Source organism: Marinimicrobium hydrolyticum, assembly GCF_030848505.1.
Lineage (GTDB): Bacteria > Pseudomonadota > Gammaproteobacteria > Pseudomonadales > Cellvibrionaceae > JAVDDU01.
This window is the reverse complement of the sequence record NZ_JAVDDU010000001.1, coordinates 563,653-578,557: the sequence shown is the minus strand read 5'-3', so window position 1 is coordinate 578,557 and position 14,905 is coordinate 563,653. Positions and strand designations below refer to the sequence as shown.

The window sequence follows — 14,905 nt, the reverse complement described above, 5'->3', positions numbered from 1 at the left end:
TAGCACAAACAACCTCTACAGGCACCAGGGGTGGTTGGGGAAGCTGTTCCGTAACCCTCGCGCCATGGAAGGTGCGCGGGAGCTACAAGGATGTATCCACCGCGTTTACGGAATAGCTTACCCAATCGCCCCCTCCCAGCGTTCATGGAGAATCTTTAAGCTAATCATGCTTTCCTAAACCCCGACAATTCTTTGACAGGCGGCAAGATTATTCCGCCTGGCGGCCAAAACTACGCCAAGCTTATGTCGCGCCAATCCTTGAAATCAATCCACAACCCTTTTAACATACTGATAACTATACTCTTTTTTTATAAAAAGCAGAGTTGGCCGCCATTTTGCTGTATATCCACCTGAGAATACTCCAAGGCGACTTTGAGCAGTTCCGGAAGAAATAACACTGTTCAGCATTGGGACCGATCCGCGACTTCCAATTAGGTCACTGCGGGCTTTAGGAAACCAGCAAAAAACAAACAAGAACGGGATAATTCCATGGCTAAAGAGCTGCACGGTCTCTCCTCCTACCCTTCCACCAATAGTAGTAGGGAAGAACCATCGGTAGCCGACACAGCCCTAGCGCACCTCGCGCTAGCCAGAAGTCTGCAAACCACTTTAAGCTGCCAAAAAATTCTCCAGTTGTTTTTCAACCAACTCCCCAACTTCGTCTCCGTCACAGGCCTCGAGTACCTGCCCGCAGAGTGCGGCGAGAGAGAGGTGTTTGGCAGCTCGGGGCGGCACCGGTGTGATTACAGCCTAACCTGCGAGCAAACAACGCTGGGGCAGCTGATTTTCAGCCGCGACCGGCGCTTCAGCGAAAGTGAGCGCCGAGTACTGGAAGAGCTCCTTGGTACTGTGGTGTTTCCCTTACGCAATGCCTTGAACTACCACAATGCCATGCGCCTGGCGCTGGTAGATACGCTAACCGGCTTGGGTAATCGCGCTGCTCTGGACAATACCCTGCATCGGGAACTGCAATTGGCGGAGCGTCATCAACGCGAGCTGTCTCTGCTCGCCATCGACCTGGATCACTTCAAACGCATCAACGACAGTTTGGGTCACAGCTATGGCGATCAGATTTTGCGTCAAGTTGCGGACACCATCAAAAACGTGTGCCGTTCGACGGACATGAGTTTCCGCTATGGTGGGGAGGAGTTCGTAGTGTTGCTAAGCAACACTCATCAGGAAGGGGCGAGAATCATCGCCGAACGAATCCGTGCGGAGGTGAACGCCCTACCCACTGACGCGCAACCGGGTATCAGCGTCAGCATCGGCATCAGTACCCGAAACGCCGGTCAGCAAGAACACGTGGACGCCCTGTTTGAACGTGCCGACCGAGCGCTTTATAAAGCCAAAGCCCACGGCCGCAACTGCATTAAGACGGAGAGCGGCGCTCTGGCTGAACACGCCAGTTAAACACGCCTGCCCGGTCATGAACCGGGCAGGTTAATATCAGACTTTACGGGCTGGTGGCTTACGCGGGGGTCGACCGGTTGAGGAGCGCAAACGTTTTTCGTGACGTTCACGTTGGCGCTTTTCTTCCGGCGTGGGCGCTTTGACTTTAGGCAGATCGTCGAGCCCAGCGGTCATGCACAAATCTCGAATTTCCTTGTCGTTCAAGTCCGTCCATTGACCCACGCGGACATGGGAAGGGATAAAAATATTACCGTACCGCACGCGCTTTAGCCGGCTGACTTTCACGCCCTGAGATTCCCATAAACGGCGAACCTCCCGGTTTCGACCTTCCATAACCACGCAGTAAAACCAGCGGTTTTGGCCCTCCCCGGCGCCTTCCACGATATCGGTAAAGCGCGCCACGCCATCGTCCAGCAGCACCCCTTCCAGAAGTTGCCGTTTCATTTCATCATCGACGTGGCCCTGGATACGCACCAAGTATTCCCGATCGATCACGGACGAGGGATGCATCAGTTTGTTGGCCAACTCGCCATCATTGGTAAACAACAGGAGTCCGCTGGTATTGAAGTCCAAACGCCCAACGGAGACCCAGCGCTCGCCTTTTAGGGACGGCAGGCTGTCAAATACGGTACGCCGGCCTTCGGGGTCGGAACGGGAACAGATTTCCCCTTCTGGCTTGTTGTACAGAAGTACCCGACGGCGCGGCACCTGCTGACTGACCAGGATCCGTTGGCCGCGGAAAAAAATCTTGTCTGTGGCGGTGACGCGATCACCCAGGCGCGCGGGGCGACCGTTTACCTGAACGTGACCGGTTTCGATCATCTTCTCCATTTCACGCCGCGAGCCGAGGCCGGCACGCGCCAAAACTTTTTGGAGCTTCTCATCCGACGAAGGGGATTCAACGTCGGGCTTCGCTGATTTACTACGAGGTTGCTTAGTCATAGGGGTGGCAGCACTTACGCGCTGTGGGGCTCCTCGCTATCCACCGTTTTGGTGGGATCGGTGTCTTCTGGCCCTACTTCCGGTATTTCCGGTGATTCAGGGGCCTCGGGGGTTACGGGCTGGCGCGGGATTTCCGGATTGTCCGGCTCCGGGGTGATTTCCGGCTCTGGCGCCGGCTCGTCGGGCACTTCTGGCTTCTCGGGCTGCTCAGGAATTTCCGGTTGTTCCGGTTGACCGGGCTCGTCAGGAATGTCTTGGGAATCGGTAACCGCGTGCGGATCTGAATTGTCCATTTCCTCTCCTTGTGGCTCGTCCGATGGCTGATCTGAGGCGGCGTCGCCCAAATCCAGCAGATTGTTAATCTCCTCCAGGTCGCGAATATCACCTAAAGAAGGCAGCTCATCCAGGCTCTTCAGGTTGAAATAATCCAAAAACTGACGGGTTGTGGCGTAGAGCGCCGGGCGCCCCGGTACGTCTCTATGACCGACCACTTTGATCCAGTCACGCTCACTCAGACTCTTGATAATGTGGGAGCTAACCGCGACGCCCCGAATTTCTTCAATATCGCCCCGGGTGATGGGCTGACGGTACGCCACCAAGGCGAGAGTCTCAAGCACCGCACGGGAATATTTTTGCGGCTTTTCCTCCCACAGACGGTTGACCCAGGGTGCCGTCTCGGCGCGTACTTGAAAGCGCCAGCCGGACCCGACCTCTTTGAGTTCAAAGCCTCGATCTTCACAATCGGCGCCAATCTGCTCCAGAGCGGCAAGCAACTCTTCCTTGGCTGGCGCGGCGTCCTCTTCAAAAAGCGTATTCAGTCGCGCCAGGCTCAGCGGCTCACCCGCAGCCAGAAGCGCGCCTTCGATAATATTCCGCAGCTGCTTGGATTCCATGGTCATTGTCTATCACACACTCTCAATCAATTAATCGGGCGGGGGCCGTATTGCCTACTGAACACGAGCCTTAACGTGAATAGGCCCAAAGGCTTCACCCTGAACAATTTCTACCAGTGATTCCTTGATTAACTCCATCACCGCCAAAAAGGTCACCACCACACCCAAACGCCCTTCCTGTACCCGAAACAAGCTTACAAAGGGCACAAAGTTCTTTTCTGCCAACTGGTCGAGCACTTGGGCCATACGCTCCCGAGTCGATAGCTTTTCTTTCTCCACATGATGGCTCTCAAACATATCGGCTCGGCGCAGCACTTCACCCAGCGCCAACAGTACCTCTTGCAGTTCCACTTCCGGCTCGGGGCGAGTCAGCTTGCGATCTGGCGCTTGGGCCTTCGCCTGAAAAACGTCGCGACCCACCCGCGGCAGCTCATCGATGTCCTCGGCCGCCTGTTTGAAGCGCTCATACTCCTGTAGACGGCGGATCAACGCTGCGCGCGGATCCTCCTCGTCTTCTTCCTCATGGGGCGCACGGGGGAGCAGCATGCGCGATTTAATCTCGGCCAGCATGGCCGCCATAACCAGGTACTCGGCCGCCAGCTCGAAATGGGCCACATCCATCAATTCCACGTAGGCCATGTATTGAGAGGTGATTTCGGAGACATTGATATCGAGAATATCGATGTTTTGGCGTCGAATCAGGTACAGCAGCAAATCCAAGGGTCCCTCGAAGGCTTCGAGAAACACTTCCAGCGCTTCCGGCGGAATGTACAAGTCCTTAGGCAACTGCGTATAAGCCTTACCATGAACCATGGCGAAGGGCATTTCTTCCTGGCTCGGGTGCCCTTGCTCGTGAGGGGCCTCCGCAAGGGCCGTACCCTCCTCCAGTTCAACGGTGCTTTCGGCTTGATTAGTCACTCAGTGGGACCTGTTATTGGTATGGCTAAAACGGGGCATTATAGCGACTAACGGACGGCGGGAATACGCCCGCACGTCACGTTTTTTCGGGCCTCGGGCTATTCATTAGCCCAAGAATGGCGAGGCATCGCCCTTGCCCTGGCGAATCACCTCCGGCACGGACCCGGTCAGATCCACCACCGTGGTGGGCTCCAGGCCGCAATTGCCACCATCAATCACCAGTTCTACTTGGTGCTCCAGGGTATGACGGATATCTTCCGGGTCGCTGAGCGGCAAGCTTTGACCCGGCAACAGCAAGCTGCTGGTCATCAGTGGCTCGCCCAACGCTTCCATCAGAGCCAAGGCGATCCGATTGTCCGGCACCCTCAGGCCAATCGTTTTACGCTTGGGATGCATCAGGCGCCGAGGCACCTCCGAAGTTCCGGGCAGAATAAAGGTAAAGGGGCCAGGAGTATGGTTTTTTAACAACCGAAAAACCTGGTTGTCCACCTTGGCGTAAGTGGCTAGCTCCGACAGGTCCCGGCACATCAGGGTAAAATTATGGTGTTTATCCAGCTGACGCATCAAACGGATGCGGTCCAGCGCCATCTTATCCCCGATGTGACAGCCAAGCGCGTAAGCGGAATCCGTGGGATAGGCGACGATGCCTCCCCGACGAATGATGTCCACCGCCTGTTGGATAAGACGTTGTTGAGGGTTTTCCGGATGAATTTGAAAGTATTGCGCCATACAGCTCCTCGACTCGCGTCTTGGTCGGTTTTTATCACAATTATACAGAAGCCAAGCAAGGTAACTACGCCCGGCATGCACACCCGCTAGGCGGCGTAGCCCAACATTGACCAAATAGGGCGGCACCGGGCTGGAAGAGTGCCGAAATTGCCCAGCTCCTGCCAGGGCGCATCCGGCCGGTGGAAGTCGCTGCCACAGGAGGCGGCCAATTGGTGGGTGTCGGCGAGCTTTGCCAGATCCTCGGCCACGCCGGAGGCTTGTTGACCGCTGATGACTTCTAGACCGTCGCCACCAGCCTGAGCGAAATCCGCTACCAAAGCGCAGCGTTTGGTGCGAGTCATTGGGTACTTGTACGGGTGGGCTAAAACAGCGACACCTCCACTGCCGTGTATCCAGCCGATCACCTGCGCCATCTCCGGCCACTGAAACTTCACATCCGCCGGTTTGCCCGCCCCCAAATACTTTTTAAATGCCGCCGCTTCGTTACGGACGTAGCCGCCAGCAACCAAATATTGCGCAAAATGCGGTCTTCCCACCTGCCCTCCGGCGAGCGCCTGAGCACCTTCCAGAGCTCCTGGGATACCCAACTGCGCTAGCCGTACGGCTATGGCTTTGGCCCGCGCTTCTCTTGCATCTTGCTGTTGGGCAACAGCAGCAAGCAACTCGGGCGACTCGGGATTTACACCCAATCCGAGCACATGAATACCCGACTTACCCCACTGACTGGAGAACTCTATCCCGGCGATTAGGGTCATATCTTCAGCAGCGGCTGCTTGCCGCGCGGGCCCAATCCCGGCTATGGTGTCGTGATCGGTAAGTGCAAGTACTGTCACACCCCTCTCTTTGGCCCTCGACATCAGCGCCTCAGGGCTTAAAATACCGTCCGAATAGTTACTGTGGCTGTGTAAATCAAATACCAAGAGACGCTCCGTAGTTGGTCATGCTCTACATTATGGCATGCCTGAAGCGTGATAACATTGAATCCCAATACCCGAGGCCCTAATGACCGAAAGCGCAACCCCTAAAGAAGCCAATCCGGAGGAAAATACCACGGCGACCATCGGCCCCAATCCCAAGCGCGAAAGCCTACTCGCCAACCTCCTGCTCAATATAGTGGTGCCTACGATTATCCTGAGCAAATTCAGCGGCGAAGAGCATCTGGGCATTAAGATGGGCATTATCGTTGCCTTGGCCTTTCCGCTGATTTATGGGGCGCGCGATTTCATCATTCGCCGCAAGCTGAACATTTTTTCGGCGCTCGGATTTGTCAGTGTTATGCTCACCGGCGGGATCAGCCTCATGGAGCTGGACCCCAAATACATTGCCATTAAAGAAGCGGCCATTCCTGGAATCATCGGCCTATTGACACTGATCTCAGTGAAGACACGCTATCCCGTGGTGAAAGTCTTTCTGTACAACGATAAGCTGCTGAAGGTAGACAAAATCGCCGCTGCCCTGCGCGAACGTGGCAATGAAATGGCTTTTGAAAAAGTTTTGCAACACGCATCATACTTAGTGGCGTTTTCGTTTTTCGTATCCTCGGCGCTCAACTACATGCTCGCCAAGTTCATTATGGTGAGCCCTCCGGGAACCGTGGAATTCAACGAAGAGTTGGGTAAAATGACCGCCCTCAGTTTTCCGGTGATTGTATTGCCAGCGATGATCGTTATGGCCAGCGCTCTGTTCTTTTTGTTTCGGCGAATTCGCCAACTCACGGAACTCAGCTTGGAAGAAGTGATCAACGATGGCAGCCCGGATTGATCCCTGCCCCGATTCGAGACAAAGACATGTTCTACGCCATTATCAGTGAAGACGTTCCCAACAGCGGGGACAAGCGCAAAGGTGCGCGCGCAGACCATCTGGCTCGGCTACACGAGCTTAAAGACGCCGGCCGCTTGCTGCTGGCCGGCCCTCACCCCGCCGTGGACAGCAACGATCCAGGAGCGGCGGGTTTTACCGGCAGCCTGGTGGTAGCAGAATTTGCTTCACTGAGCGACGCACAATCCTGGGCTGATGCCGATCCCTATGTGAACGCCGGAGTGTACGAGCGCGTTCTGGTCAAGCCTTTCAAGCGAGTACTCCCGTAAACGCCAGCGGCCCTCAGTTGACAGCCGCTTAATCTGGTTTAGAGTGATAACAGAAGCCTTATAACGATATGTGTAAATTTTCCGAACTTTTCAGCCCTTCAGGTACTGCCGTGAAAACAACAACAATGACCCTGCTGGCATGTGTTCTCTGGCTACCCTTAATGACTCCTGCGCACGCTCAGGAAGGGGAAGCCCGTTACATTTCCGACGTCCTCCATGTGCCATTGCGCTCCGGCATGGGCAACCAGTTTCGCATCGTCCACCGGGGCCTGCGTAGCGGTACGCAAGTCGAGGTAATCCGCGAGGAAGAAGATGCCGATGGCAACGCCTGGACGCTGATCCGCCCACCACGAGGTGAAGAGGGCTGGGTTCAAAATCAATACTTGCTCAATCAGCCCACAGCCGCACAGCAGTTGGAAGCAGCCCAGACCCGCGCACAGCGTTTGACGAATGAAATGCGGGCGCTGGAGAGAACCATCACCGAGTTAAGGGGTGAGAACAGCACCCTGGAACAGACACTTGCTGCCCTACGTTCCGAACACCAAGGGCTACAAGCGGAATTTGAAGAACTTCGCAACGTTTCCTCCGACGCCTTGAATTTGCACCAGCAGCATCAGGATCTCAATGAGGCCTACCAAATGCTCCAAACCCGAGCCGATGTCATTCAGGCCGAGAACGAGCAGTTGCGCAATGATCGACGCTACTATGAGTGGATGTTTGGCGGCGGCATTCTATTTACCGGTGTGATCTTGTCGCTGATTTTGCAGGCCATTGGCAAACGCCGCCGCAAATCTGAATGGGGCTGAATATGACCAAACTGGCCAAGGCGCTGGGAAGCGCCTACCTGTGCATTTTATTGATAGGCGCAGCGCTGCCGGCACATGCGGAGAATCCACGTGTGCTCGTGACCACCGATGTTGGCGAGATGATCATCGAGCTGTTTCCCGAGCGAGCGCCGGTTACCGTGGAAAATTTCCTCGCCTATGTGGATAGCCACTTCTACAACGGCACCATCTTTCATCGTGTCATTCCAGGGTTTGTGGTCCAGGGCGGCGGCCTGACCTACGACTTTACGCCCAAAGAGACCCGCGACCCCATCGTTAACGAATCCGACAACGGCCTGAGAAACTCGCCCATGACCCTGTCCATGGCGCGCACCAGCGACCCTGACAGCGCCACGTCTCAGTTCTTTATCAACCTCAATGACAATCGAAGCCTCAATGCCACCGAAGATCGGCCCGGCTATACGGTGTTTGGACGCGTGGTGGACGGCCAGGAAACTGTCATCGCCATCGTGGAGGAACCGCGCGGTAATTTCCGGGCTCACCCGGACGCGCCCAATACTCCCGTGCGCATTTTAAAAGCCCAACGTATGGAAACGGCTCAAGACGACAACCAATGATTCCAACCAAACTTAGCGTCAACCTCAACAAAATCGCCCTGATTCGCAACTCTCGGGAAGGCAACTACCCTGACCTGATCGCGCACGGGCGAACGTGTCTGGAGGCTGGCGCGGACGGACTGACTGTTCACCCTCGACCTGACCAGCGACACATTCGCGCCGCCGACATCCCTGACTTAACCACGTTGCTCTCCCATTGGCCCGAGGCCGAATTCAACATTGAGGGCAATCCGTTTGCGCCCAGCCTGGGCACCTACCCAGGCTTTATGGCGCTGGTAGCGGAACACCCCCCCCATCAATGCACATTGGTACCGGATAGCAACGACCAACTGACCTCCGATCACGGCTTTGATTTGACGCAAGCAGGGCAGCGCTTGACGCCAATTATTCGCCAAATCAAAGACCTGGGCGTCAGGGTGAGCTTGTTTATGGACCCGGACGTGGATCAGATCGAGCGTGCCAGCGACCTGGGAGCGGACCGCATTGAACTCTACACCGGGCCCTATGCCCTCGCCCATCGGCATGCGCACTCGGATCTGGCTCAACTGCTGGAGCGCTACAGAACCGCGGCAGAGCGGGCGCGTGAGCTGGGCTTAGGCGTTAATGCCGGCCATGACCTCAACCTGGATAACCTCGCTCAGTTTCTGCGTGTAGTGGGCGCGGCTGAGGTTTCCATAGGACATGCCTTAACTGTAGATGCCCTGGCTATGGGGCTTACCCCTGCCGTTGCCGCCTATCGGCAAATTTGCCAAACACCCATTAGGTAGGTCTATACTTTACACGAGGGCGGGGCCTTCACCCCGGCGCCCTGCTCGTCACAGACACTAGGGAGGAACAGTATGCATTCGATCTTGGTTAAGAGTTACATGCAACGCCAAATCCCGGCTATCTCCGTCAGCACCAACACCAATCAAGTGGTAGCGGCACTGCTGAAAGGAGGTTATACCGGACTGCCTGTGGTGGACGAGCACAAAAAAGTGGTGGGTTTCGTGTCCGAACAGGACTGCATAAAAGAAATGCTCCACGGCGCCTTCTTTTGTGAAGAGCCTCCCGCCGTATCGACCATTATGCAAACGGATGTACTCACCGTCGCCCCGGACACCAGCATTGTAGAATTGGCTGAAATCATGTTGGCCCACAAGCCGAAAAACTATCCGGTTGTCAGCAATGACAAGCTGGTGGGTATGATTAATCGTAGGGATGTGTTGCGCGGGCTGATTGAGAACGACGAAGATTGCTATTTGAATGTTTAGCTGAATGGCCATAACAGGCTCGGCATGACCGTGGCGATGCTGCGGAGATGCATCGCCCATGTTCACAATGGGGCGACAGCAGTTACAATGCTGGACTTTTCCCAGCATGAAGCGACATTATGGTCCACAAAGGCACCTCCGACAGCGCCGCTTACCGCGCCAAAAAAGACTTCTTTAACTCCCTATTGACGGTGTACGGCCGCAAACCAGTGTTGGAAGCATTGGAGGATCCACAAACCAAAATTTATCGTTTGCATTTGGCGGACAGTAACCGGTCGGGAGACTTAATAGAGCGCATTATTGCAGCCGCCACGGCAAAAGGCGCTGAAATTGTCTACCACGACCGCAAAGCCTTGGCGCGGATCTCCAAAAACAGCAAGCAGGATCAAGGCGTGGCAGCGGATCTTATTTGCGCCCGCTACACCAGCCACCAGCAATTTTTACAGTCGCAACCCGGGCAAGCACCACATTACACCTTGCTAGCTTTGGACCGCATCACCAACCCTCAGAACCTGGGTATGATCATTCGCTCCGCCAGCGCGGGTCGTATTGATGGCATACTGCTACCCAGCAAAGGTTGCGCACCGATTGATCCACTGGTGATTAAAGCCAGCGCAGGCACGGTATTTCGTGCGCCAATATTGCGCTGTGAGGACCTTAGTTCTGCTTTGGCAGACTTTTCCAACTCGGGAGCGCTCGCCATTTGTGCCCTATCCTCCCACGCTTCCGTGAGTCTGAAAGATTTCAGCCCCAAGGGTCCCTGTATCTACGTGCTGGGAAACGAAACCGAGGGCGTATCCGCGCAAGTAGCGCAGCATTGCAATCAGACCCTCAAAATCCCCATGAACAACGGTGTTGAATCGCTCAACGTGGCGGTCACCGCCGCCCTGATTGCCTTCCGCGGGCAAGTGTAAGCCTGCTCATACTTTCAGACCCTTCACAGCCCCTCGCAGCTGCTCCAGTGCGCTGTGATCATCGCCGTAGATTATCCACTCATAATAGCGAGTAATCCGCTCGACAGGCTCCGCCAAGTCCGGGCGGGCGGCAATGACTCTGTGAGCGTACGCCCGGGGATCCTCCCCTCGTGAGCGAGATAAACCGGCGCGCGCCAAGCGCGCGCAAAACCGTGCGTAGTAACGGTCCGCCGGATAGCGATAGTGGGGCCGCTGTTGCCAAAGGATCACCAGAACCATAAACGTTACCAACACGCCACCGGTCAGCAAAATGGCCACGGCGACGCGCCAGGGATCCCTACCTCCGAGCCAGTTCTCCATCCACCGATCTTGCAGTCGATTATCGTAACCCAGCACCCATCGGTTCCATTGATAATTCAGCAAGTCCCAACGCAACGACAACTGGAGGAGTAAACCCCTGTCAGCACCAAAGGTGCGAGAAGCCTGGAAAGCCTCATCCTGGGCCAAGGCTTCATTCAAGCCCAGCTCGATCCGCTCCGGCGCCACCGCCGTGGTCGGGTCAAAGCGCACCCAACCCTGATCTTCCAACCACACTTCAGCCCAAGCATGGGCGTCCCGCTGACGGACAATCCAGTAGTCTTCCAGAGTACTGCGCTCACCGCCCTGATAGCCCACCACCACTCGGGCAGGGATACCCGCAACCCGCAAGGCAAACACAAAGCTGCTGGCAAAGTGCTCACAAAAGCCCGCCTGTGTGTCCCACAGGAATTCATCCACCGAATGCCGACCCAAGGTCTGAGGTTGCAGCGTATAGTGAAAACTTGCCCGGTAATGTTCCAGTAGGCGTTCAATCAAGGCCTCATCGGAAACCAACTCCTCCTGCCACTCCCGTATGCGTTCCTGGGTACGGGGGTTACTGGCGGACGGAAATTGCACTTCCTGACGCCGCTCCCAGTCCGCTAAGCCTACCCGCTGGTAGCGGTAATCCAAATACGACGTTACCTGGTATTGAATACGCTGACTGACCCGTTGACGTTTCTGCAAACGGAATTCCGGCCCAATACCGATGCCATCGCTCCACTCGGAAGGGGCTGGCAGAGTGTACAACCAGCGCTCGTGATTAGGCTCCAGCATCACCTCATAACGCACTGGTCGGCCAAGTCGTTCAATCTGGTCTCGCCATACGGCGGGTGGCTCGTCGTCCCAGTTCACCAGGTGCGGCAGTTGTTGTCGGTGTGATTGCCGCCAAGTACGACCATCAAAATCCGAAAACACCAATCCTCGCCAATAGCGCTCGGCCGGTTGCGGCACCTCACTCTCAAAGGTCACACGAAAAGCCAAAGCGTTGGACTGGGCCAGATTGCTGATCTCGCCGGGAGACATGGAGTCGCTCATGCCAGTGGAGGCGCCCCCGGCTTCCGCCGGTACGGACCAAAGCGCACCGACTCGTGGCACCACTAAAAATAGAATCACCATCAAGGGCGTGGCCTGCAAAAGCAAAACCCCGGTTAGCCGAAAGGTCCGCCAAAACCGGTACTGACGCAGCGACTGATGGGACGCCAGCAACGCCGCCGTGAGGACCACCACTGAAAACAGACCATAAAAGGCGGCCACCAAATTGGAGTAAAACAAAAACTGGGTGCCGGCCACAAAGTACCCGAGATAGCAAAGTACCAGGATATCCCGTCGCCTGCGCAGCTCCAGAAGTTTGAGCATAAACGCCGCCAGCAGCAAGCTGACCATGGTGCCCATGCCAAACTGCCCCCCGTAGCTAAATGCCAAGCCGGCGCCACAGATCACGATCAGCGTCAATTTGACCCAACCACTGGGGAAGCTCCAGGCGCCACGGAAGACTTGCCAACGCCAGAGCGCCACCACCAACCACACCGCCCATAGCCATAAAGGGGCGTGTCCTGTGTGCGGCAGGAAGATGGCGATCTGCGCCACTAGCAGCCAAGCCAAACTGTTGCGCGGTATTTGGACGGATTCGCTCACCATCCACTCCTCTCGTCTGAGTCGATACCGTACAGCGCCAACTCTTTCAGGACCCGTCGCTGATGGTCAGCTCCACGCCCCAGAGGCACCACCACGCTTGGTAAGCGCAAGCCGTATTCAGCCGTGGTTTTGCCGAATTCCAACACCCAATAGCAAAGCTGGCTAAGGCGGCTCTCCTGGTCCAGCCCGGCCAACCGATGCCAATCGAGCCAAACCTGTTCGCTCTGAAAGCCCATGTACTCTTTGAGGTGCATACCCGCCCCCCGCGCGTACAGCTTCCATGCCACGTGCGTCAGGGGCGCACCTTCCTGATAAGCGCGAAACCCCTGAAACTCCTCCTGATTCTCGCGCGATAGCCGCTCACCACTGTCAGTGGTCATATGGGCCAGCGGGATTTCCTTGGAACTGCAGGGCTTGGGATACACCAAGGTTTGAACGTCCAGATAGGCCCAGGACCAAGCCCGAATCAGCCCAAGCGGGAAGTGGCTTTCAATCAAAAGTCGCTCTGGCCGCAGCCAGCCCCGGCGCCGCGCCCGGTGCGACAAGGTCACTCGCGCCTCGGAGTGATCGATTAGATCCAATTCACAGAAAAGCCCCTCTTCCCAACCCAGGCTTATGCTCTCGTGGCGGGCGCTTGGCGCACGGCTGATCAGCAGTTCGAACTCGGCCAGGTCCCCCACAAACGCCGGTGTGCCGCGCAACCCTTTTAAGCGCAGGCCGGAAAGATTGCGGAAGGCATGCACTACGGAGACGAAGACCAGCCCAATGAGCAAAAACACCAGCCCAAGAATCAAATTGTTTTGGTAATTGGTGCCCAACACCCACAGCAGCAATAGCATGACCATAAAGCCCACGCCTTGGCGGGTAGGTAACACGTAAATAGTTTTGTGCCGCAGCAGTACTTCATCGGCTCGGGGAGAGCGACGCTCAATCCAGCGCCGGAAGCCATTTTGAATCGGTTGTTTGATGGCCTGCATAGATTATAGGTTTGTGAGGCGCCTGAATTGAGCGGCAGGGATGGATGGTAACCCGAACGAAGGTGAGACGCGTCTGCCTTCTGCCCAAGTTGAATACTAGCGCATTTCATCCCTCAGTGATGCGCTAAACTCCACAGTGGGTGCCGGTGGCTCTTCGTCTGCCCCTGCCAGCTGGCCGCTCCACAGTTTCATCACCTCATTGGCAATAAACTGGGTTAGCTCAATGCGCATATGGGCGCTTTCCTGCTCCCAAGCCGCGCCCTTTACCCTCAACTGCAGCAACTCTCCCACCACCGTGCCGTTATAGTGATAGCCTATGTCGCTGCCGGGTTCGTAACTGAACAGTACCATTGGTGTCGTTTGCAGTGGCCGACCCAACCGCTCCGAATAAATATCGATCAGGGCAGGAATGCTCAAGCGAGCGATGCTTTTCAGCCATGCCGGCATACCGGGATCCATAATCATGGCCACGTTGTGTAACCGCTCCACCTCCAAAGTGCCGGTGTAGGCATAGGTCCCCTGTGTACTGGGATCCTGCCAACGCATGGGCCCATTGGATTTGCGACCGCGGATGATCACATGCTGGTTGTCTTTTGGAATAATCTCCAGATGAGAAACCACGGTTTCGCGTTCATAATCGATGGCCTCCGGGTCGAACGGGGAGACATAAAAGTGGCGGGTAAAAAGCGCAATGCTGGTATCGGTAAAGACATTAAACAGTTCGCGGTTCCCTATGTCGCTGCGCGTATCTACCGGTACTGACACTCGAAGACTGTGCGCAGGCGATGCTTTTGCGGAGGCCACAACGACCTGATAGTCACCATCACGACCAAAATAATATCCCGGCGTTTCAATCGCCCAGGATTCCTCTCGCATAAACCCCGCCGGATCAGCAAAACGCAACCCCTTAATGGGCTCTTGAAACCGATACTCTAGCTCCCAGCGTCCATCCTGACCGGCGCGTAATGAAATATTCGGATCGGCAATTGACTCGGTCGCCATTGCCAGGGCCGACATAAAAAGAACTGCCAAAACGACCAGCCTGGGGATACGCATAACTTCGTCCTGTGTCCGGTGCGCAAGGAATCAATCGATGGTTCGCGCTCGACCCCTCTATCCTTAGTCAATTCACATTAGCAGACGAAAACATTCTTGTTAACCAAAACGTGTTGTGCGTTTCCTCCTACACGTGGTGCCCGCGCGAGTTTGGTGACAGTAAGTCACCATTAGGCGTCAAGAGAAAAACACGCGGTCGACGCAATCCATTAACACCATCCACGGCACCTCTTTTCCTTCCATAAAGTCTGGTTTACATTGACAAAATGCTGTGGCAGTGTCGGTGAGTGCAGCCAAATCCCGGTGCTAAGATGCCGGCGCCATAAGGA

At 55.8% G+C, this 14,905-nt stretch carries 16 protein-coding genes; 8 read left to right on the top strand and 8 right to left on the bottom strand.

Features of this window, described 5'->3' with window-relative positions:
- Positions 1–489: 489 nt before the first annotated feature.
- Positions 490–1,410 (top strand): GGDEF domain-containing protein, encoded by a 921-nt coding sequence (locus RBH33_RS02570; RefSeq protein WP_306730553.1) that lies wholly within the window; start codon positions 490–492, stop codon positions 1,408–1,410.
- Positions 1,411–1,446: 36 nt separating this feature from the next.
- Here RBH33_RS02570 and rluB read toward each other — a convergent pair whose 3' ends face one another.
- The 5 genes from rluB to RBH33_RS02545 all read right to left on the bottom strand — a co-directional run bounded on the left by rluB (position 1,447) and on the right by RBH33_RS02545 (position 5,812).
- A complete protein-coding gene (rluB, locus tag RBH33_RS02565; RefSeq protein WP_306730552.1) occupies positions 1,447–2,352 on the bottom strand; it encodes a 23S rRNA pseudouridine(2605) synthase RluB in 906 nt (301 codons plus the stop codon).
- A 14-nt stretch (positions 2,353–2,366) separates the two neighbouring features.
- Positions 2,367–3,245, bottom strand: coding sequence for an SMC-Scp complex subunit ScpB (scpB, locus tag RBH33_RS02560; protein ID WP_306730551.1), 879 nt, complete (start codon positions 3,243–3,245; stop codon positions 2,367–2,369).
- Positions 3,246–3,299: 54 nt separating this feature from the next.
- Positions 3,300–4,133, bottom strand: coding sequence for a segregation and condensation protein A (locus tag RBH33_RS02555; RefSeq protein WP_306730716.1), 834 nt, complete (start codon positions 4,131–4,133; stop codon positions 3,300–3,302).
- Positions 4,134–4,268: 135 nt separating this feature from the next.
- Complete coding sequence (locus RBH33_RS02550; protein WP_306730550.1) at positions 4,269–4,892, bottom strand: L-threonylcarbamoyladenylate synthase; 624 nt, start codon at positions 4,890–4,892, stop codon at positions 4,269–4,271.
- An 86-nt stretch (positions 4,893–4,978) separates the two neighbouring features.
- The gene (locus tag RBH33_RS02545; protein WP_306730549.1) at positions 4,979–5,812 is read right to left on the bottom strand and encodes a PHP domain-containing protein; all 834 of its coding nucleotides are present in this window, start codon (positions 5,810–5,812) and stop codon (positions 4,979–4,981) included.
- Between the two features lie 82 nt (positions 5,813–5,894).
- Here RBH33_RS02545 and RBH33_RS02540 point away from each other — a divergent pair, with 82 nt between their 5' ends.
- From RBH33_RS02540 to RBH33_RS02510, 7 genes are all read left to right on the top strand, one after another.
- Positions 5,895–6,653, top strand: a complete 759-nt coding sequence (locus RBH33_RS02540; RefSeq protein ID WP_306730548.1) for a VC0807 family protein — start codon at positions 5,895–5,897, stop codon at positions 6,651–6,653.
- Between the two features lie 26 nt (positions 6,654–6,679).
- Positions 6,680–6,979, top strand: coding sequence for a YciI family protein (locus RBH33_RS02535; protein ID WP_306730547.1), 300 nt, complete (start codon positions 6,680–6,682; stop codon positions 6,977–6,979).
- Between the two features lie 110 nt (positions 6,980–7,089).
- Positions 7,090–7,785, top strand: coding sequence for a TIGR04211 family SH3 domain-containing protein (locus RBH33_RS02530; RefSeq protein ID WP_306730546.1), 696 nt, complete (start codon positions 7,090–7,092; stop codon positions 7,783–7,785).
- Between the two features lie 2 nt (positions 7,786–7,787).
- Entirely contained in the window at positions 7,788–8,381 is a 594-nt protein-coding gene (locus RBH33_RS02525; RefSeq protein WP_306730545.1) for a peptidylprolyl isomerase, read from the top strand.
- Entirely contained in the window at positions 8,378–9,148 is a 771-nt protein-coding gene (locus RBH33_RS02520; RefSeq protein WP_306730544.1) for a pyridoxine 5'-phosphate synthase, read from the top strand. The genes RBH33_RS02525 and RBH33_RS02520 overlap by 4 nt, the downstream gene beginning before the upstream one ends.
- A gap of 72 nt (positions 9,149–9,220) precedes the next feature.
- A complete protein-coding gene (locus RBH33_RS02515; protein ID WP_306730543.1) occupies positions 9,221–9,634 on the top strand; it encodes a CBS domain-containing protein in 414 nt (137 codons plus the stop codon).
- A gap of 119 nt (positions 9,635–9,753) precedes the next feature.
- Positions 9,754–10,548: a TrmH family RNA methyltransferase gene (locus tag RBH33_RS02510; RefSeq protein ID WP_306730542.1), complete on the top strand. Its 795-nt coding sequence runs from the start codon at positions 9,754–9,756 to the stop codon at positions 10,546–10,548.
- Between the two features lie 6 nt (positions 10,549–10,554).
- On the opposite strand, the gene RBH33_RS02505 is transcribed toward RBH33_RS02510, so the two are convergent.
- From RBH33_RS02505 to RBH33_RS02495, 3 genes are all read right to left on the bottom strand, one after another.
- Positions 10,555–12,543 carry a transglutaminase TgpA family protein gene (locus RBH33_RS02505; RefSeq protein ID WP_306730541.1) on the bottom strand — a complete coding sequence of 663 codons (1,989 nt, stop codon included), beginning with the start codon at positions 12,541–12,543 and terminating at the stop codon, positions 10,555–10,557.
- The gene (locus RBH33_RS02500) at positions 12,540–13,520 is read right to left on the bottom strand and encodes a DUF58 domain-containing protein (protein WP_306730540.1); all 981 of its coding nucleotides are present in this window, start codon (positions 13,518–13,520) and stop codon (positions 12,540–12,542) included. The genes RBH33_RS02505 and RBH33_RS02500 overlap by 4 nt, the downstream gene beginning before the upstream one ends.
- Before the next feature lie 96 nt (positions 13,521–13,616).
- Positions 13,617–14,576, bottom strand: coding sequence for a hypothetical protein (locus tag RBH33_RS02495; RefSeq protein ID WP_306730539.1), 960 nt, complete (start codon positions 14,574–14,576; stop codon positions 13,617–13,619).
- Positions 14,577–14,905: the final 329 nt, after the last annotated feature.

Bases quoted from the DNA above. Each gene is read 5' to 3' on its own strand.
- RBH33_RS02520 (WP_306730544.1), top strand. From the start codon at position 8,378: ATGATTCCAACCAAACTTAGCGTCAACCTCAACAAAATCGCCCTGATT.
- RBH33_RS02500 (WP_306730540.1), bottom strand. From the start codon at position 13,520: ATGCAGGCCATCAAACAACCGATTCAAAATGGCTTCCGGCGCTGGATT.
- RBH33_RS02495 (WP_306730539.1), bottom strand. From the start codon at position 14,576: ATGCGTATCCCCAGGCTGGTCGTTTTGGCAGTTCTTTTTATGTCGGCC.
- RBH33_RS02540 (WP_306730548.1), top strand. From the start codon at position 5,895: ATGACCGAAAGCGCAACCCCTAAAGAAGCCAATCCGGAGGAAAATACC.
- rluB (WP_306730552.1), bottom strand. From the start codon at position 2,352: ATGACTAAGCAACCTCGTAGTAAATCAGCGAAGCCCGACGTTGAATCC.
- RBH33_RS02510 (WP_306730542.1), top strand. From the start codon at position 9,754: ATGGTCCACAAAGGCACCTCCGACAGCGCCGCTTACCGCGCCAAAAAA.
- RBH33_RS02535 (WP_306730547.1), top strand. From the start codon at position 6,680: ATGTTCTACGCCATTATCAGTGAAGACGTTCCCAACAGCGGGGACAAG.
- RBH33_RS02515 (WP_306730543.1), top strand. From the start codon at position 9,221: ATGCATTCGATCTTGGTTAAGAGTTACATGCAACGCCAAATCCCGGCT.
- scpB (WP_306730551.1), bottom strand. From the start codon at position 3,245: ATGGAATCCAAGCAGCTGCGGAATATTATCGAAGGCGCGCTTCTGGCT.
- RBH33_RS02550 (WP_306730550.1), bottom strand. From the start codon at position 4,892: ATGGCGCAATACTTTCAAATTCATCCGGAAAACCCTCAACAACGTCTT.
- RBH33_RS02525 (WP_306730545.1), top strand. From the start codon at position 7,788: ATGACCAAACTGGCCAAGGCGCTGGGAAGCGCCTACCTGTGCATTTTA.
- RBH33_RS02570 (WP_306730553.1), top strand. From the start codon at position 490: ATGGCTAAAGAGCTGCACGGTCTCTCCTCCTACCCTTCCACCAATAGT.